The sequence below is a fragment of the Shewanella aegiceratis genome, assembly GCF_019457495.1.
GTDB lineage: Bacteria > Pseudomonadota > Gammaproteobacteria > Enterobacterales > Shewanellaceae > Shewanella > Shewanella loihica.
Map to the genome: position 1 here is coordinate 558,599 of NZ_CP080416.1, position 19,911 is coordinate 578,509.

Genomic DNA, 19,911 nt, shown 5'->3' on the forward strand with positions numbered 1-19,911 from the left:
GGCAGGTATTCCCTTAGCCCCAAGGATTAGTACAAGGGCTAGGGGATTAATCGACTCAGTGCCTGAGATCAGAGATCAGGTGCCACTGCCTGCGGCCCATCTCCAATATCACCCCAACGGCGAGTCCTGCGGCGGTATTGATGGTCAGGCAGACGGCGGCCGTGGATAAGATCACAAAGATGCAGAAGGGTTTGCCATCGAGAAAGCGTTTCGACCAAGCCAGTTGCAGGCCGGCGATCGCCAGCAGGCTCCCCAGAATCGCCAAGGGGATCAGAGATAGCACCTGGGCTATGGTATCGCCCCAGCATAGGGCGACCAGCAGGCAGCAGATACCGAACAGGGCCGGGGCGCGCCAGCTGCGGGCACCAAAGTGATATTGCACCGCTAGGCCGCCCGCGCCATGGCACATGGGTGTTGCGCCAAGTGGTGCTAGCAGCAGGTTTGCCCAGCCCGAGCTGGTGGCCAGGCGCCGCGGTGCGAAACGTTTGTCATCGATTAGCCTATCTTGGGGAAACTTCTCTCCGGCCATGGCCGAAGTGGCGATCACCGCATTGGTGAGTGTGAGTGCCAGTTGCGGTAGCACTAACAGCAGGGCGGCAGATTGCCACTCGTCGATATTGGGCCAGCCCAGTTGCCAGTCAGTGGTGGCCGACAGGGTGAAGCTGGGGGCCGAGCCCTGGTTTGCCTGCCACAGCACGCCTAGCACCAATACCAGGGGCATGGCCAAGTAGGGAAGCGGCATGAAACGGCTCATAAACAGGGCGCTGAAGGCCAGTATGCCGATGAGCCAGGTGCCGCTCATCATCTGCCCGCCCATCCAGATGAGTTGCAGGCCGATAGCCAGTTGTATACCTATGCTCACGGCGGGGGACAGTTGTTTGGCCATCCAGCCGATGGCGCCGCTATAGGCCAGCAGCAAGAGTATGAGTCCCATCAGGATACCGCTGGCCTGCAGCATGCCGGGCGTGAGTCCCTGGGCGATCACCAGCGCCGCGATCACCTTCATCGGCTGCACAGGAATGGGCCGTCGATAGAAGTAGGCGGTAAAGAGGGCGAACAGGCCGAAGCCGAGAAAGATCCCCTGAGGGGAGAAATGGTTGATGGCGATCAGGCCGAGCACCAGTGGCAGAAAGGTGCCGAGATCGGCGAAGGCACCGCTGAATTCTCCTATGTGTTTGTTTAGCTGGTTAACGTCTTGGGTGTTACATCTCATATTACTTGCCGTGGGAAATCATCACTCATTTCATGGCAAATTTAATGCCATGTTTTTTGTATGCTTTTATCGGTAAAACCGAGGCAAAATGGGCCATTTGGCTAAAGTGGGTGAGACAAGTTGTCACACTCTCGGTCGCCACTGGGTCAAGAGATCTCAACATTAATTATTGCTAATCATTCAAAAAGTGTGCGATTGCTGAGGATTTCTGGTCGGACGTGTGTGTTAGTGTTTCGCTTCTGTCAAATGAAAAAGGGGTCAAGTGATGGAAGAGAAGCGGTTAATCAAATTGGGGATTGTGCCTTTGCTGGTGGCGACGACATTCTTGCTGTCGGCCTGTGCCAGCCAGAGAGACATCATGATAGACCAAGGATATCCGGTCGCCTATGCCGATGGTTACGACGATGGATGCCATAGTGGCAATAAGGCGGGCGGCAGCCTTTTCGATCAGTTCAAGAAGGATGTCGCCAAGTTCGACGCCGATAAGCAGTATGCTCAGGGATGGTCCGACGGCTTCAAGCAATGCGAGTCTGAGCAGGAAGCGATTCAGCGTCAGGTGAAGCTGAATCTGGAGCAGCAGAAACTCGACGAGCAGAAGAAACATAATGCCTGGGAAGAGAAGAAGGCGATGGAGCGCGAGGCGCTAAAGGGGATAGACACCAGCGGCCTGAAGAGCCTGTCTCAATCTTAGCGGCTAAGCTTAGGTTAAATGCAAAGGCCCGCGAGCGGGCCTTTCTTATGCCTTAAAACTGGTTGTGCATATCGTTTAAGGCGTTGTGTAGCAGCTCGTCGTCATGGGCACTGGCATGCTGATCGTCTCTGGGATCGTCGATATCCACAAGCGATGGATGAGGCTTCTCTTTCTCATGCTCCTCCAGCAGCGGGTTGTCGAACTGATCTGCCGGGGTCAGGGTGAGATCGTCGGCGTCGAAGTGCTCCGTGGCCATCAGGGGCGTCTCCAGATCAGGCTGAGGCTTAGTGTGACTCTCGACTTGCGCCAGATCCTGCTGACTCAGCCCCACCATCTGCAGGTAGTGGTCCACGGGGGCGAGCGCCGCAGCCGCCAGTGGGCGGGCGTCCGCCTCTGTATGAGAGGGTTCGGCGCCACTCGCCGCCAACTCATGGGGATGATTTACAGGCTTCTCATCTTGATCTGCCGGGTGCCGAGCATGTCTATCCTCTGCCTCGCCTTCGCTTGCCTGAATGACGATGACCTGGGCGTCATCACTGGCCTCCTGGTTGTCATCCCATTGGGGAGTATCGTGCAGCTCAGGCGGCGGTGGCGGCGGGGCAGGGCTAGTGGTGACAGGGGTGACCGTCATATCTACCAACTGGGTCGATAGTTGGTTGTGACCACTGTGGCCGTGAACATAGGTGATATCCAAATTTACTTCCACATCCACATTGGAGGAGTGGCTGTCGTGATAGAGGATATGAAAGATATCGTGATGGGTTTCCGAGGTGGTTTCCCCCGCCCAGTGGGTGCCGCCGGCAGCCTTATCGCCAGGTGTCGGTGCCTGGTTATAGACATAATCCACATGGCCGGTATCTGGATCTATGGTGAGTGTGCCGTATTGACCTCTGAGGCTCAGGGTGGGGTGACCATGACCGTCATCGATCGCCCAGGCGCCAGTGGTAGGGGCGTTGGGGGTAAGCTGTTGCAGTAGCGGCGGCGCAATCAGATCGCCCGAGATGTGGGAGCCTATGGCGCCAGTCCCCGTCGGCGTAGGCGGCGTGAGAAAACTCATGCTGGGGATAGGGTTGGCGTGGTCGACCACATACAGGGGGCTGCTCATCTGTGCCTGGTTACCCGCCAGATCGCTGACCATGGCCTTGATTTCCAGGCTGCCGCCCGGCAAGGCATCGACCTCGGCGGCGCTTAGCTGAGTGCTCCAGCAACCGTTGTGCACGTTGGCATGGTATTGCTGCCCACCGATGGAGACGGTCACCCTCTGCCCCTCTTCGACATTAGTGACCGTGCCGCTGATGGTGAGGGCTTGATGCTGCTCGCCGGCCTGTAGCATGTTGTCGCCGGCGATGGGGTTCATGTCTATGCTGGCCTGGGTATCGACCTGATATTGATGGTTCTCCGTAGCGCTTCCCTGGTTACCGGCAAGATCTGTGGTGGTCAGGGAGGCATTTATCTCATGGGCGCCGGCCAGCTCGCTACCGGGCACCTGCACGCTGAAATGCCCTTGGTTGTCCACCTGTCCCTGATAGGTCTGTTGCCCTATGGCCAGGGTGATTGGCGTACCTCCGGGCACTTCGCTGTTGACGCTGCCCGTAACAGCTATGCTTCTGCCCGCCTCGACGGCATTGACCAGATTGTCTGGTGTGATGGCGTCGAGTCGTATCTGGGGGAGCGGCGCCTGATTATCCAGCTCAAAGTCGAGTTGGGCGTGGGGCGATGCGTGGCCGAAGGCGTCGGTCTGGCGCACCCAAAGCTGGTTGTGGCCCTGCACCGGAGTGAATTGCGACTGCCAATGCTGACCGCCGTCGATCGAATATTCCACCCGCATGCCGGCGAGCTGGCCACCTATGGTCAGGCTGGCGTCTGTGGTGATGCCATCGCTGCTGGACTTGCCGGTATCATGGGTCAGCGCCAGGGTGAGGGGCGGTATATTGGTGTTGAGGCTGAGCGGTAAGCCGTTAAATTGGCTACTGCTGGCTGATGCCTGATTGCCCGCTACATCTTGCCCGCGCACGCTGATGGTGAGTTCGCCATCGGGCAGCGATGAGAGGTCGATATGCTCGAAATTAATATACTGATGATCGGGATGACTCACGCTGCCACCAATGGCATCGTGGTGTTGAGGGTCGATCACCAGGGGCTGACCGCCGCCACTGCTGCTGATCACCAGCTGAGTCAGCTCGCTATCCTTGGGCAGGTAGACCTGCACCACCAACTCGCCATGACCATTCAGAGAGGCGCTATGCACGGCTATATCTGTCTGGGTGTCGAGTGTGAGCGCCAGCGGTGTGGCCTGCACCGTTTGTTGACTGCCGGGGGCCTGGGCACTGGCGCTGATCTGATGGGCGCCCTCGCTAAGGCCACTGAGTGCGACGCTGTAGTGCCCCTGAGCATCACTTAACAGGCTGGTGAGCTTGTTGCCCTGCTCATATAGGGTGACCAGGGAGAAGGGGATGTCCGTCTGCCCCTCGACCACAGGGTGGGAGTCATGGGTGATACCGTCGCTGTCGGAGGCGCCGGTATCGCTGGCATGACTCAGTGCGAGAGTAATGGCGTTGCCTATGGTCTGTGTTGGTGGCAGCTGTGGCTTAGTGTCCACCAGCTGCGATGAGCTGGTGACTGTGGCATGCAATTGGGGTTGTAGGCCTGTGCCGGTTGGCATGGTGAGGCTAACCCTGGCATCGAAGCTGATAAATTTGGTCTCGCTGCCGCCATGGTTGTCACTGACCCGCACCTCGAAGGTGTCTGTGCCTTGGTACTGACCGCTGGCCTTGTCGTAATGCATGCCGGCCACGCTCTGATTGAGGTGGTAGCTGTAGGCGCCTGTGTCTGGGTCGACAACCAGGGTGCCAAATTGTCCCGTTTGCTGGGCAACCGAGAAGCTGTGGCTGTCTTGGTTGTCGGGGTCTTGTACCGTGAGATGCCCAGTGGTGCTTGAGAGCTGCGCCACGCCTAGCTTGGGAGCATCGTTGGTGCCGGTTATCTTGATGACGATATCCTGCGCCGTGCCGTCTAAGGTATAGACTCTGTGGGTAACCAAGACCTCCTGATGTTCGCTCAGCTGTTGTAGCCTGGCGTTGTCGACGTCGTAGGTCCAGCTGCCGTCGGCGCCGATATGCAGACTGCCGCCGAAGGGGTCGTCCACTTGTGTCGCCGTGCCCGCTTGGAAGCCCGCCTGTCCCGCGTCGGGATCCTGCACATTGAGCTGGCCCGAGATGGCTATCTGGTTGTGGGCGTCCGGGTGTTGATCTTCGACTAGCTCGCCGTGGGTATCACCTGAGACCTGGGCCTGGTCACTCATCGCCGCGAGCGTGGTACTGGCCTGTGCGTGGGCGATACCACCGTGTGCGTCTTTGACGTCATAGGTAAAGTGTACCGCGCCGTTGTAGTCCTTCTCAGGGGTGAAGGTGAAGCTGCCGTCGGGGTTGGTGGTGATAGTCCCATGATCGGCCTGGAGATTGGCGACCGTGAGTTGGCCGGCGTCGTTGTCGTCGATATCTTTGGCGTGGGCTAGCAGCTGCGCCGGGGTGAGCCGCATCTGGGTATCTTCCTGGCCGGCTGGAAGTATCTTGGTGGCGCTAACCACGGGGGCATCGTTGGTGCCCTCTAGGGTGATCGTGATATCTTTGCTTGTGCCATCGGCGCTGTAGACGCGATAGACGACCTGCTCAAACTGTCCCTTACCCAGGTGTTGGAGGGCGTTATTTGAGACCACGTACTGCCACACTCCGTGCTTCTCGATATCCAGGCTGCCACCGAAGGGATCCGAGATTGCCTGAGCGTCGTGAGTCGCTCGAAAATAGCTCTCCCCCTTATCTGGATCATGGACGTCTAGGGACCCCGTGTAGTGCAGGGTATTGTGCGCATCGCCGGCAGGATAATAATCTTCCTTAAGGTTGCCCTTGTCTTCTCCCGTGATGACGGCAGCGTCGTCTTGTCCTGAGATCTTGATGGTGATCGTCTGCTCTGTGCCATCGAGGCTATGCACCATCAGGGTTTCGCTGAGGTACTTGCCTGACTTGAGACCTTGTATCGCGGGCTGGGCGTTATCCGCTGTGTAGGTCCAGTGACCGAGATCGTTAATAGTCAGGGTGCCATATTGGCCCTGCAGGCTGGTGGCAATGAATTGGTTTTGCCCGCTGTCGGCATCGGTGACCGTCAGCGCACCGTCCACTCTCAGCTGTCCTTGGTACAGGTCTCTATCTTCGGTTACGGCTCCCGTTGCCGCGCCGCCAATTACCGCCCTATCGTCTGTGCCATTGATGGTGACGGTCACCTTCTGCTCACTGCCATCGACGCTGTGAACAAACAGAGTTTCGGTGAGTGAATCGCCGGACTTTAGCCCCTGAATCGCGGCTTGGGCGTTGTCGGCTGTGTAAGTCCAGTGGCCGAGATCGTTGATGATCAGTGTGCCGTATTGGCCCTGTAGACTGGAGGCAACAAACTGGTTCTGTCTGCTGTCGGGATCGGTGACGGTGAGTGCACCATCGACCCTGAGTTGTCCGTGGTAGAGATCTTTGTCCTCAGTTACAGTTCCCGTGGCCGTACCGCCTATTACCGCTTTATCGTCGCTGCCATTGATGCTGACAGTTACCTTCTGCTCGCTGCCGTCAATGCTGTGAACAAACAGGGTCTCAGTCAGTGACTCGCCGGATTTGAGCCCCTGAATGGCGGTTTGAGCGTTGTCGGCTGTGTAAGTCCAGTGGCCGAGATCGTTAATAGTCAGAGTGCCGTATTGGCCTTGCAGGCTGGTGGCAATGAACTGGTTTTGGGCGCTGTCGGCATCTGTCACCGTCAGTGTACCGTCCACTCTCAGTTGTCCTTGATAGAGGTCTCTGTCCTCATTAACAATCCCCGTTGCAGTACCGCCAATCACCGCCTTGTCGTCCGTGCCATTGATGGTGACCGTGATTGTCTGCGCTGTGCCTTCGACCGAGTGAACAAACAGAGTCTCAGTAAGGGATTCGCCGGATTTGAGCCCCTGAATGGAGGCCTGGGAGTTGTCTGCCGTGTAGGTCCAATGACCGAGATCGTTGATTGTCAGGGTGCCATACTGGCCCCGTAGGCTGGTGGCGACAAATTGCGCCTCGCCGTGGTCGGCATCTGTGACCATCAGCGCACCGTCCACTCTCAGCTGTCCCTGATAGAGGTCTTTGTCCTCATTAACAATCCCCGTTGCAGTACCGCCAATCACCGCCTTGTCGTCTGTGCCATTGATGCTGACCGTCACCTTCTGCTCTGTGCCATCGACGCTGTGGACATATAGCGTCTCGGTGAGTGATTCGCCGGACTTGAGCCCTTGTATCGCCACCTGTGAGTTGTCGGCGGTGTAGGTCCAGTGGCCGAGATCGTTGATGGTCAGGGTGCCGTATTGGCCTTGCAGGCTGGTGGCAACAAATTGCGCCTCGCCATGATCGGCATCGGTAACTGTCAGGGCGCCATCGACCCTGAGTAGGCCTTGATTGAGGTCTCTATCTTCGGTTACGGCTCCCGTGGCCGCGCCGCCAATCACAGCTTTATCGTCAGTGCCATTGATGGTGACAATTACCTTCTGCTCTGTGCCATCAATGCTGTGAACAAACAGAGTCTCTGTGAGTGACTCGCCGGACTTGAGCCCCTGAATGGTGGTTTGAGCGTTGTCGGCAGTGTAGGTCCAGTGGCCGAGGCTGTTGATGGTCAGGGTGCCGAATTGGCCCTGTAGGCTGGTGGCGATGAACTGCGCTTCGCCATGATCTGCATCGGTTACCCTCAGCGCGCCGTCCACCCTGAGCTGACCCTGGTAGAGATCTTTGTCTTCGGTAACCGTCCCCATTGAAGCGCCGCCAATGACCGCCTTGTCGTCTGTGCCATTGATGCTGACGGTCACCTTCTGCTCTGTGCCATCAATTGAGTGAACAAACAGGGTCTCGGTGAGTGACTCACCGGATTTGAGCCCTTGTATTGCCGCCTGTGAGTTATCTGCTGTGTAGGTCCAGTGGCCGAGGTTGTTGATGGTCAGAGTGCCATATTGGCCTTGCAGGCTGGTGGCGACAAATTGCGACTCGCCATGATCGGCATCGGTTACGCTCAGGGCACCGTCCACCCTGAGCTGACCCTGATAGAGATCTTTGTCTTCAGTAACCGCCCCCATTGAAGCGCCACCAATGACCGCCTTATCGTCCGTGCCATTGATGGTCACGGTGACCTTCTGTTCGGTGCCATCGATGCTGTGAACAAACAGAGTCTCGGTAAGGGATTCACCGGATTTGAGCCCCTGTATCGGGGCCTGTGAGTTGTCCGCAATGTAGGTCCAGTGGCCGAGATCGTTAATAGTCAGAGTGCCGTACTGACCTTGGAGGCTAGTGGCGACAAATTGCGCCTCGCCGTGGTCGGCATCTATGACCGTCAGCGCGCCATCGACGCGGAGTTGTCCCTGATACAGGTCTTTGTCTTCGGTCACTGTGCCCGTGGCCGTGCCGCCAATCACAGCCCTGTCGTCTGTGCCATTGATGGTGACGATCACCTTCTGCTCTGTACCGTCGACCGAGTGAACAAACAGGGTCTCGGTGAGTGACTCGCCGGACTTGAGTCCTTGAATCGCGGCCTGTGAGTTATCTGCTGTGTAGGTCCAGTGGCCTAAGTTATTGATTGTCAGAGTGCCGTATTGGCCTTGGAGACTGGTGGCGACAAACTGCTCCTCGCCATGATCGGCATCGGTCACCGTCAGCGCGCCATCGACTCTCAGTAGGCCCTGATAGAGGTCTTTGTCTTCGGTCACGGCTCCCGTGGTGGCGCCAATCACCGCCCTGTCGTCTGTACCATTGATGGTGACCGTGACCTTCTGATCGCTGCCATCAATTGAGTGAACAAACAAGGTCTCGGTGAGGGACTCGCCAGACTTGAGCCCTTGTATCGCGGACTGAGAGTTGTCGGCGGTGTAGGTCCAGTGGCCGAGATCGTTAATAGTCAGAGTGCCGTATTGCCCTTGGAGTGTGGTGGCAATGAAGTGAGCATCGCCGTCATCGGGATCGATCACCGTCAGTTGCCCCGATGTCTGTAGCTGCCCGGCGACCAGGTCTCTGTCTTCTGTCACCGAGCCGCTGGCCATGCCATGGATGATGGCTCGCTGATCTGCGCCGTGAACTTCTATTGTCACTATCTGGCTGACGGGTTGTCCCGAGCTGTCGGTTGCCGTGACTCTGAAGGTTTCCGTGGCCACCTGGCCTGCATGTAGGGCCAGGGTGTTGGGCGAGCTATTATCGATCCGATACTGCCAGACACCTGTATCTGGGTCGATCACTAGCTCGCCATAGACGCCTGATGAATGGGGCACAGCCCAATGGACGCCGTCTCCCGTGTCAGGATCCGTGGCGATCAATTGGCCCGATACCCGATCAACCGAGCCCAGCTCGTTGAGGCTGGCATGATGGACGCCGGAGATCACCGGCAGATCGTTACTGCCCTCGACGGCGACGCATATGACGCTGCTGACTCTGTTGCCCAAATTGTCTGTGGCCGTAATGGTAAAGGTTTCATTGTGGTGCTCGCCTTCGAACAGGGCATTGGTCTTGGCATCGAAGTTGTTGAGATGATAGTGCCACTCACCCGTGCTTGGATTCAGCACAAGATCGCCATATTGCCCCTTGCTGGTCTCCATCGTCCAGGTGACGGTATCTTTGGTGTCGCCGCTGGCCGCGAGTTTGCCCGATACCGTATCGATAACACTATTTTCTTTAATCGTTTGAAAATCTTGTTGACTATCAATATGTAACGGATTTTCATGCGTGCCAGTGCCAGTGCCAGTGCCAGTGCCAGTGCCAGTGCCAGTGCCAGTGCCAGTGCCAGTGCCAGTGCCAGTGCCAGTGCCAGTGCCAGTGCCAGTGCCAGTGCCAGTGCCAGTGCCAGTGCCAGTGCCAGTGCCAGTGCCAGTGCCAGTGCCAGTGCCAGTGCCAGTGCCAGTGCCAGTGCCAGTGCCAGTGCCAGTGCCAGTGCCAGTGCCAGTGCCAGTGCCAGTGCCAGTGCCAGTGCCAGTGCCAGTGCCAGTGCCAGTGCCAGTGCCAGTGCCAGTGCCAGTGCCAGTGCCAGTGCCAGTGCCAGTGCCAGTGCCAGTGCCAGTGCCAGTGCCAGTGCCAGTGCCAGTGCCAGTGCCAGTGCCAGTGCCAGTGCCAGTGCCAGTGCCAGTGCCAGTGCCGTGCCAGTGCCAGTGCCAGTGCCAGTGCCAGTGCCAGTGCCAGTGCCAGTGCCAGTGCCAGTGCCAGTGCCAGTGCCAGTGCCAGTGCCAGTGCCAGTGCCAGTGCCAGTGCCAGTGCAGTGCCAGTGTGCCAGTGCCAGTGTGCTAGTGCCAGTGCCAGTGCCAGTGCCAGTGCCAGTGCCAGTGCCAGTGCCAGTGCCAGTGCCAGTGCCAGTGCCAGTGCCAGTGCCAGTGCCAGTGCCAGTGCCAGTGCCAGTGCCAGTGCCAGTGCCAGTGCCAGTGCCAGTGCCAGTGCCAGTGCCAGTGCCAGTGCCAGTGCCAGTGCCAGTGCCAGTGCCAGTGCCAGTGCCAGTGCCAGTGCCAGTGCCAGTGCCAGTGCCAGTGCCAGTGCCAGTGCCAGTGCCAGTGCCAGTGCCAGTGCCAGTGCCAGTGCCAGTGCCAGTGCCAGTGCCAGTGCCAGTGCCAGTGCCAGTGCCAGTGCCAGTGCCAGTGCCAGTACTCGTTCCTGTCAGCGAGACCTGAGGGTCGGTAGTGGGGCGGTCAGTTGTTGGGTGCTGAGTGCCTGTTTGCTGAGTGCCTGGCTGCTGTGTCGAGCCGGTGCTCGGCTGTGGTGGCTTATGAGCTTGTGTCTCGCTACTCGTCAGGGTCACCTGAAAGGCGGGCGGCGTGCCGCCTGAGGTGAGGGCGTGAGCAAGAGGCGTCAGGCTTGGGGTCTGGGCTGTGCCTTTTTCGAAGCCGCTAAATTCCTCTATTCCCGTTGTCTGCGCTGCGCGGTGGGCCAGCTTATTATGCGGCTGCGCCGCATTTGCTTGTGCTTCTGGCGTTTGAGCTTCCTGTGTCTGGGCTTCTTGTGGCTGAACCTCTTGAGACTGACTTTGCTGTGACTGAGCCGCTGACGCTATCTTTTCGTCTAATTCTGTTGAGCTTGGTGTCTGATCTCCCTGAGCCATTGGGTCCTGATCTGCACTATTTGCCAGATCTGCGTCTAGTTGCTCTGGCTCTGCGCCTGCGCCGGCGGCCGTGTGCCAAGGCTTATCTGCCACCAGATCTTGATTGAAGCGGCTTGCCGTCTTGCCATCGCGATACTCTTCGGCCTTGAGCTTTTGGACCGCCTTATCCTGCGCCCTGGCGACACGTTTCGCCTCGCGCTCACGTCGCTGAGCCTCTGTTAACGGCTCCGGCTCGCTCGCCGGCTGCGAATTGGTTTGCGGCTTAGCCTGATTAGTAGCCTGATTAGACTCGTCCTGAGGTGGCGTGTTGGGGCGCTTATCTTGGCTCATGGCGTTCTCCTAACGTTCACCAAAGGCTTCGGTCACATTGGTAAAAACGGGCTTCCACAGGTATTGGAAGACTGTCTTGTCGCCTGTCACTATGTCGGCTTCTCCCGTCATGCCGGGGATCAACGCCAGCTTGTCGGGTTGGTCGCCGAAGTAGGGTTTGTCGATGGCTATCTGTACCTTGTAGAAGACGCCGCCTTTCTCGTCAGCATCCGTGCTGGGGGAGATCTTCTTCACCAGCCCATCGATGGCGCCGTAGCGGCTGTAGTCGAAGGCATCTATCTTGATGCGGGCCTTCTGTCCGACGGTGACGAAGCCTATGTCTCTTGGGGACAGCTTGGCCTCTAGCAGCGCGGTGGGCGTGGTAGGGACGATCACCGCCACCGTGCCGCCTGGCTGGATCACGCTACCCGCGGAGTTGTTGGGGATAGATTGAATGATGCCATCCACCGGCGAGGTAACCCGGTTCTGCTGCACCAGGGAGTCAGAGGATTTGAGCCGGGCAACTATGCCCAGCAGTTCGGCCTGGGCGTCGGTGCGTTTTTCACCCACCTCGTTGAAGAGGCTCGCCTGCTTCTGGGCCAGCTGTTTCTCTTGATTGTCTATGTTGCGTTGCAGCACTCTGAGACGCCCCTCCAGCACCTTGAGCTCACGGATATAGGCGTCGAGCTTCTGTTGTGACTCCAACATTCTAAGCTTAGAAACTGCCTGCTGCTCCTTAACTGAGTTCATCATCTTGAGGGTCTGTTCTACCGAGCGGATCTGATCCTTGAGCGGGGTAATCTCCTGCTCGACACTGGCCAGCTCAGCCTCAGACTTTGCCACGTCAGATTCGGACAGGGCGATGATCGCCTGCTTCTCCTGATTCATACGTGCCAAGGCGTTGATGTGCTGAGCCACCAAGGCGGGGAAGCCGAGCTGATAGGCATTAAAATCAGGCTCGCGCTCCTCGAGGAAGGCGGTGTATCTCTCTATCTTCAGCTCCAGGTTGGCCTGCTTGCTTTGTAGCTCCTCCTTCAGCGCCTGGCTGTCGGTGGCGACAAAGTTAGCGATCAGGTCGCCCTTCTGGACCAGATCTCCCTCGGCGACGGCGATCGATGCCAGGGTGCCGCCGGTCTGGCTCTGGATCACTTGCCTGTGCCCCAGAGGCACCACCTGGCCCTTGGCCTTGGCGATCTCCTCAATGTTGGTGAAGATAGACCAGATCAGTAGAATGAAGACGGCCGTGGCGATAAAGAAGGTGATGCGGCGAATGGCGCGCTTCTCGGCGGGCGCCTCGACGGCCTCGGTAAATTCGTGTTCAGGCCATGAACGCTGAGTGAGTTGGCTGTCATTCATTTTGTGAGGCCTCCATGCTGGGGGTTGAGTCCTGGTTGGTTGCACCTTGTGTCGTCACACTGTCTTGGTTAGGCAGAGGCCCTGCGTAGACCACTGTGCCTTTGTCGAGGATCACCACCTTGTCGGCCTGTTGGATCAGTGCCTGATCGTGAGTGGTGAATAGGATGGTGGTCTTGCCCTTGAGGCGCCTGAGGGTTTGGATAAAGGCCTGTCTGGCAAAGGGATTGCGATTGGCTATCGGCTCATCCATCACCAGCAGGGGGGAGCCTTTCAACAGGGCCCTTGCCAGGCTGATATAGCTGCTTTCCACTGCCGAGAACATGCTGGTACCGCGGGAGAAGAGGTTGGCATCTATGTCTTGTTTCAGCGCCTGCAGCAGCGAGGCGCCGCCGGCATCTTTGAGGGCCTGCTTGAGCTCTTCGTCGCTGGCCTCTGGCTTGGCCAGGCGCAGATTGTCCGCCAGAGTGCCGGGTAAGATCTCGCTGTTGGTGGGGCTGTAGACGGCCCACTGACGGAAGATCTCTGGGTCGAACTGTTTTAGGTTCTTGCTATTGACGGTGACGAAGCCGGCTTGGGGCTCGATAACCCCTATGGCGGTGAGCAGCAGCGAGGTCTTGCCGCTGCCGTTGGGACCTATGATGGCCACCGTCTCGCCGGCTTCGATGTCGAGGGTGACACCGGAGAGGGCGGGCTCGCTGTCGGCGCTGTATCTCAGGGTCACATGCTTAAAAGAGAGCGCCGGTGTCTGGTTGAGATTTGGCGAGTCGAGCCTGAGCTCATTGAACTCTGTGGTTACGCCCATGAAACGATCGAACTGATCGACGGCGCCCTTGAGCAGGGTAAACTTCTGCCGCGAGGCGAAGGCCAGCTGCGCCGGGCCTGTGATCCGCCAGATCAACATGACGCAGGCGATCAGCGCCCCCGGGGTGATGCTCTGGTTGAGCACCAGGAAGATGCCGGTAAACACTGTAGCGAGGGCGGTAAACAGCCCCATGGCATGGGCCACCGCCGCGTTGAGTCCCGCACGTTTGCTGTAGAGAAAGTTCTGCCGGCAATGTTCCCGGGCGCGGCGCATAAATTGCTCGTACCAGGCGCCACTCTCGCCGGCGCTCTTAAGCGGTAGCAGGTGAGTCGAGAGCTCGTTGAGGCTGTTCTGATACTCGCCGCTGATGGTGGGCGCGGCGGCCTGGGTAAATTTGTCCAGCGCTTTCATCACCAGATAGAAGAGCAGCAACATGGCCAGCGGCACCAGCACCAAAACACCACTCAACAGGGTAATGGCGACCAGAGCGATGAGGGTAAAGGGCAGATCGATGAGACCGGCTCCGCCAGGGCCGGCCACCAGGCTGCGCACCTTCTCGGCGTTGCGCATTCTGGCGATATGGCTGGAGAGACCGACCCGTGAGAGCAGGCTAAGGGGCATGCTCAGCAGGCGGTTGAAGGTGATGCCGGAAAGATCCCTAGCGAAGCGGTTGCTGACATTGGCCAAAGCCTGTGCCCTAAGCAGCCGACTGGCGACATATATCCCTAGGGCCAGGGCCGCCCCCAGGGCTATGCTGGGCAGGATCTGCGGCGCCTGTCCGCCGATGACCCTGTCGTACACCGCCATGGTAAAGAGGGGAATGGCGAGGCCACTCAGGCTGGATAACAGACTCAGCCAGAAGATGGGGCGGTACCAGGGCCTGAGCTTGGCGAGATGGGAGGCGAACACGCTGCTGCTTCGGCTCTGGGCCGGCAGGCTCTCCACCAGAAACACGTGGCCGGCGCTCGGCAGCTTGTCGAGTGTGAGCCATTGATTATCTTGGCTTAAGTATTGAAAACTGTGGTTGCTGCGCCGCGCCACCATAGGCTCGCCATCCTGAGGCAGCAAGATGAAGGGGTAGACGCTGTGGACCAGGAGGTTAGCATCCAGTGCCTGTACCTTGATGCCTACATGATGCTTCTTCAGCAGAATATAGGCTTCGAGATGGGTGAGCCTGTCGTGGAGATCGCTCTTGTCTATGTTGCTGGCCTGCACGCTAAGGCCCAGCTGATGGAACAGGGCGATCAGCAGCGACTTGGATAGATGTATCGGATCTAGGTGCTGACTCATGGGCGCGCTCCTCCTTGGCCTTGGCCTTGACCTTGCCCGGCCAGCTCGCCGTGCTCGCCGAGTGCGATCTGCATGTCGCTCAACGTCGCGACCTCATCGAAATAGGAGGCGATGACAACCGTCATCTGCCCGCGCCGTTCCATTAACACCTGCAGCAGGCGGGCCTGGGAGTCGGCATCCAGTGAGACCATGGGCTCATCCAGCAGCAGGATGGAGGGGGACTGTGCCAGGGCCCGTACCAGGGCGATCAGCTTGATTGCCCCCTTGTTGAGCACCTGATTCTCATTGCTGCCTACCTGGGTCTGATAACCCGCCGGCAGCTGCGCCAGGGTGGCCGATAGGCCGAGTTGGTCGGCGATCAGCATGGCGCTGGCCTCGCGCTCGCGGCGAAACAGCGTCATGTTCTCCAAGATGGAGCCGCTGAAGAGGCTGGCCCAGGGGGGAACATAGCAGATGGATTGACGGTACTCGAAGCCGTCGTGATCCTGCTGCGGCACACCCGCGATGGCGATCTGCCCACTATCTAGCTGGTGATAGGCGCCTATGGTGCTCAGTAGCAGGCTGGCATGGGTCATGGGGTTGGAGGTAACGGTAACTATGCAGCCCGCAGGGATGGTGAGGCTGATGTTGTCGAGCCGGGCGCTGGTCTTCTCGGCGCTGACACCCTCGAAGCGAATGGGGCCGAGGGGCAGTTTTTGTTGATAGCGGGTCTGGCCGTTAAAGGTCTCCTGGGGCGTCGCGATCAAAACGTTGACCTGATCCATCGCCTCCTTGGCACTGACATATTTGGCCCTCAGGCTGCCGATGGCGCTTAAGGGGGCGACGGCGCGACCGGCCAGGATGGAGCAGGCCGCCAAGCCACCCGTGGTGAGGTTACCGTTGAGCACCTCGAAACAGCCTATCATCACCAGGCACAGGGTGGTGGCCTGGGCGGTGCCTTGTATCAGCTCCTGTAGTTTCGCCGACAGCCAGTCGACCTCTTCCTGCTGGGCGAGACGCTGATGATTGATCTTCTTGTAGGCGTAGGTCATGCGGGACTCGAGGGCCATCGCCTTGGTGGTAGTGAGCCCTGAGAGCACCAGCATCAAGAGGCGGGTACGTTCATCCTGGCTCAGGCTCAGCTCCTTAGTGGCGAGAGAGAGTTTCTGCCCCAGCTGCCATACCCTCACGCCGGCGATCAGCCAGACGATCAGGGGGATAAACACCAGCGGCCCGCCTATGTAGGCCACCAGGGCGAGGAAGATGATCACGAAGGGGAAATCCATCAGTGCCACGGCGGCCTGGCCAGAGTAGATGTCGCGCATGGCCGCTATGCTGTGGATGCCGTGGGAGATCTTGCCCGCGCCGAGATTCTCTATGTGGTGGTAATCGGCATTGAGCAGACGCTTCACCACCCGGGTGATGGTGTGCAGCTCATAGTTGGCCGCCGAAGCGCCCAGCAGCCAGCTACGGGCGTACCTGAGTATTAGCTCCAACAGGATGGCGATAGCGACTCCAATCACTAGAACTGTTGCCGTCCCGTGTGCCTCGTTGGGCAAGATACGATCGTAGATCTGTAACATGGTGAAAGGCAGGGCGAGTGAAAGCAGATTGATAAACACAGAGGTGAGGAGCAGTTCGTTGAACGACTGATTCTGTGCGAGCAAACGAAAGGTTTTAACCATCTATGCCGTCCCTTGGAATAATTGGTGATTAAACAAGAGTGTAGTTCAATGTTGCTAGGACTAAAGCTAGCAGCTAAGACAAGGGTTAGATATAAGACAAATTTCTATACTTTTGATTTAGCTGCAAAGCTTGCCTCGTCATCCTATCGTGCGGATTGGCAGACTAAATGGGTGAGTTCGATGGGCAAAAAAAAAGAGGCCTGGTGGACTAGACCTCTTTGCTGCAGGGAGATGACGAAAGGGGATTACAATTTACTTGGCGTGTTTAGCGCCTTTCTTGTTCTTCATTGGGTCGCCTTCGTAACCTAAGGCTTGCCAATCTAAACGTGTGCCCTTGTTGTGGCAGTCGTTACACTTGAGCGCCTGATCTTTTGGCGAAACCATGTGGTTGATGCGCCACCACATCTCGGTTTCGGCAAAGCCATGCTCACCACTGTACTTGATGCCTTGCTGGGCCAGTGCCTGGTTAGCCTCCATGCCGAGCTTGGCGGCCTTATCCCAGTCGAACTCTTTCCAGTAACCGCCCTTGCCATAGACTTTGGCGGTAACGAAGATGTTCTGCTTCTTGTCGTAGATCTGCTTGCCGCGATGCACCTTGAATGGGTAGATCTTGGCGGTCTTGTCTGTGATATCACCCAGTGGTGCAGTCAACTTAGTGACCTTGGATGGATCCATCTTGTCACCCACCATGTAGGCGTCGGCCTTGCCGTTGTACCAGGCATATTCAGGCTTGACCATCTTGCCCCAGACGAAGCTGCCTTTCTTCTTCATGAAGGTGTGTTTGCCATACTCGTCTACGGTTTCCTCTTGATCGCTACCCGCGGTCGACCAGTCCCAGCTCATTTTGGTGGGTTCGTTACGGGCGAAGAAAGGAATATGGCAGGTCTGACAGGCGACGCTGGCCGTATGGGTGTTGAGGCGCTTGTTGGCGTGTGGCGCGCTATCGTGGCAGTTTTCACAGCCGATATCGTTCTCACCGCCTGGCGATACGCCCATGGCATTACCTGTGATCTGGTGCTGCTGTGTGGTGTGACAGGTCTGGCACTGGAAGTCATTGCCATCGCTGTCCATGTGTACGTCGGTGGCTTTGTCGGGATAGGCCATGGAGGAGTCGAGATCTCCATGCTTCACCGCGTCGCCGCCGCCACCGTAGAAGTGGCAAGAGCCACAGTTGTCACGTACTGGCATGCCGACATTTTGTGCCACACGTTCCAGATTGACCTTAGCCAGGGCCTCACCGGCTCCGGCAGGGTCTTTAACATAGGTACCTGTGGTGTCGTGGCACACCAGGCAGTCGACCTTGGTCATGTCACTAAAGTCGAAGTTGTTGTCTTTCCAGCCATAGCCGGCGTGACAGCTGGTACATCTGGGCTCGTTGCCGGCGATAGAAGTACAGAAGTTGTTGATGGCGTTCTTCTTACCCCGTTTAACTGTGCGTCCGGGCAGCTTCTGCTCCAGTTCCCAGGTCCAGTGAGAAGACTTCATAAAGTCTTTGGCGTGATCTTCGTGACACTCGATGCACTGTGCGGTCACCTGAGAGCCCTGGGTAAAGGGCCCCTGAATGGCTTCCTTATGCGGGTTTTCGGCGATGGCATTGAGGCTGGCCAAGCCGAAGATCCCTGCAGCAAACATCGCCGTGAGAGAATGTGTGTGTTTCATTGTCTGTTCCCTACCCCCGGCCTAGGCCGGGGGAGATAGCTTAGTTAGAAGTTGACGACGAGTGAGGCATTGATGTCATAGGCGGTATCGACTACTGGCAACATAGAGAAGGCAGAGCCAGCGATCACATCATCCACTTTTTGTGGGGCGCCCACCGGAGTGCCGCTGCCGGTATATTCGTAGTCGTAGTAGAGACCAGCCAGTTTGATAAACATTCTTGGGTTGATATCAAACATATAGTAGGCCTCGGCCACATGACCACGGGTAGCCAGCTTGCTGCCGATAGGATCGTCTTGTGCCTGGGTGAACGGTGTCCAGTACTTGGAACCATAGTTATACTCGAGGCCGAACTTGCCGTATGGCGCCGGGATCTGAATACCCACATAGATGCCATAGCCATCTTTAGTGTCATTGTCGTCGGCGGCGCTTGGCATCATGATGATCTCGCTACCGTCGGCATTGAGCTGGGCTTCAAATACTGCGTCGCTGAGCATGCCACCAAACATACCGGCATTACCGTTGCCTTCGGCGCGAGTCCAACCGAAAGAGGCGAAGGCTTTGAAGTCTTCATCGCTCTCATAGGCGTAGCCAATGCCGCCCAGGTACATGTCGCCGATCACGCCACTAGGCTGTACTCGGGTCTGGAAGTTGAAGTTGCTGAACTTCTGCATGTCCTGGTACATGGTCGGGGCAAAGATGCCGGCCAGCTGTGTTGGGAAGGCCATGGTGCCCTTGAAGCCATCGTTGATATCTTTGGCGCCAAACAGGGTGAATTGCAGGAAGTGGTTACCGTCGTTGATGGCATCTATGTTAAAGCCGCCCAGGTGGGTGTCTTTGGTGACGATATCGCCAAACATCTCACCATTGCCCCACTGTGACTCGAAGCCCTGGCCATAACAGAAACGCACCACCTGACCTTCGATGCCGGTGAGCTCACCCAGCTTGTAACCCAGGGTTAGACCATCGAAGTTGAAGTTAACCAGGTGACCCGATGGTGTACCGCCGCGTTTCTCGTTTTCACGATATTGGGTTGGTGGGCCATAGGTAGATGGACGACGACCGATAGAGAGGTAGGTGTTGCTGCCACCTATGTTTTTCCAGTCGAAGTAGGCGCGTTCGACCCTGAGCCAGTCGCCGCTGGTGTTACCACTGTTGGTGCCATCCATAGTGAATGAACGCCATGAATCGAAGACTTGAACACCCGTGGAGTCACCCCAGTTTTTGTACATGCTGAGACGGCCGGCGAAGCTGACATTATCCCAAACCTTGGCCTTGAGGTTGAGTCGCAGACGCGTGGTGTAGAAGATGTCGTTGTTGATATCTTGGGTGGTCTTGGGGGCCAGCACGTAAGGCATCACGCCTTGTAGCATGCCGCTCTGGAAGGCGGCGGCAAGATCCGGGTTGGCCGTCATCATCTGTCCCAGGGGGGAGTTGGGATCGTTAGGCATACCAAAGGCACCAGACATGGCTTTAGCCCCAAAATCGTTGAAGTCCACCTTGATTGCAGGGTTCCAGGTGACATTTTGGTAATGCAATGAATGGGCCTTGGTACGGAAATCGCCGGTGATCTCTAATCGGTCGAGAGCGGTGTGGCGCTCGTTCTTATCGACGCGGCTGTTGATATTGTCAATCTCTTCGGTGAGATCGGCAAGTTGTTGTTTAAGTTCGGCTATTTTTTGCGCATCGCTATCGGCGGCATAGACTGAGCCTGACATAGCCAGGGCGTTAGCGATCAATATAGACAGTAGAGTACGCATGTGAATCTCTCCTTAGGCGCTCATCGGGAGCGGTGAATGAGCGCTTCGAT

Annotated in this window: 9 protein-coding genes; 1 reads left to right on the top strand and 8 read right to left on the bottom strand. The window is 57.7% G+C overall.

Annotated elements, in window-relative coordinates; translation table 11 throughout:
• Positions 1 to 55: 55 nt before the first annotated feature.
• A complete protein-coding gene (locus tag K0H80_RS02555) occupies positions 56 to 1,213 on the bottom strand; it encodes a putative sulfate/molybdate transporter (RefSeq protein ID WP_220072991.1) in 1,158 nt (385 codons plus the stop codon).
• Positions 1,214 to 1,478: 265 nt separating this feature from the next.
• On the opposite strand from K0H80_RS02555, the gene K0H80_RS02560 reads away from it, so the two are divergent.
• Positions 1,479 to 1,904 carry a hypothetical protein gene (locus tag K0H80_RS02560; protein ID WP_220072992.1) on the top strand — a complete coding sequence of 142 codons (426 nt, stop codon included), beginning with the start codon at positions 1,479 to 1,481 and terminating at the stop codon, positions 1,902 to 1,904.
• Between the two features lie 52 nt (positions 1,905 to 1,956).
• Here the strand turns inward: K0H80_RS02560 and K0H80_RS02565 are convergent, their stop codons facing one another.
• The 7 genes from K0H80_RS02565 to K0H80_RS02595 all read right to left on the bottom strand — a co-directional run bounded on the left by K0H80_RS02565 (position 1,957) and on the right by K0H80_RS02595 (position 19,861).
• Positions 1,957 to 9,540 (bottom strand): VCBS domain-containing protein, encoded by a 7,584-nt coding sequence (locus K0H80_RS02565; RefSeq protein ID WP_220072993.1) that lies wholly within the window; start codon positions 9,538 to 9,540, stop codon positions 1,957 to 1,959.
• On the bottom strand, positions 9,501 to 11,354 hold the full coding sequence (locus K0H80_RS02570) for a hypothetical protein (protein WP_220072994.1): 1,854 nt from the start codon (positions 11,352 to 11,354) through the stop codon (positions 9,501 to 9,503). The genes K0H80_RS02565 and K0H80_RS02570 overlap by 40 nt, the downstream gene beginning before the upstream one ends.
• Before the next feature lie 9 nt (positions 11,355 to 11,363).
• Entirely contained in the window at positions 11,364 to 12,689 is a 1,326-nt protein-coding gene (locus K0H80_RS02575; RefSeq protein WP_220072995.1) for an HlyD family type I secretion periplasmic adaptor subunit, read from the bottom strand.
• The gene (locus K0H80_RS02580; protein ID WP_220072996.1) at positions 12,682 to 14,781 is read right to left on the bottom strand and encodes a peptidase domain-containing ABC transporter; all 2,100 of its coding nucleotides are present in this window, start codon (positions 14,779 to 14,781) and stop codon (positions 12,682 to 12,684) included. Before K0H80_RS02580 ends, K0H80_RS02575 begins: the two co-directional genes overlap by 8 nt.
• Entirely contained in the window at positions 14,778 to 16,445 is a 1,668-nt protein-coding gene (locus K0H80_RS02585; protein ID WP_220072997.1) for an ABC transporter transmembrane domain-containing protein, read from the bottom strand. The genes K0H80_RS02580 and K0H80_RS02585 overlap by 4 nt, the downstream gene beginning before the upstream one ends.
• A 252-nt stretch (positions 16,446 to 16,697) precedes the next feature.
• Positions 16,698 to 18,104: a tetrathionate reductase family octaheme c-type cytochrome gene (locus tag K0H80_RS02590; protein WP_220072998.1), complete on the bottom strand. Its 1,407-nt coding sequence runs from the start codon at positions 18,102 to 18,104 to the stop codon at positions 16,698 to 16,700.
• Positions 18,105 to 18,148: 44 nt separating this feature from the next.
• Positions 18,149 to 19,861 (bottom strand): DUF3373 domain-containing protein, encoded by a 1,713-nt coding sequence (locus K0H80_RS02595; protein ID WP_220072999.1) that lies wholly within the window; start codon positions 19,859 to 19,861, stop codon positions 18,149 to 18,151.
• Between the last annotated feature and the right edge of the window lie 50 nt (positions 19,862 to 19,911).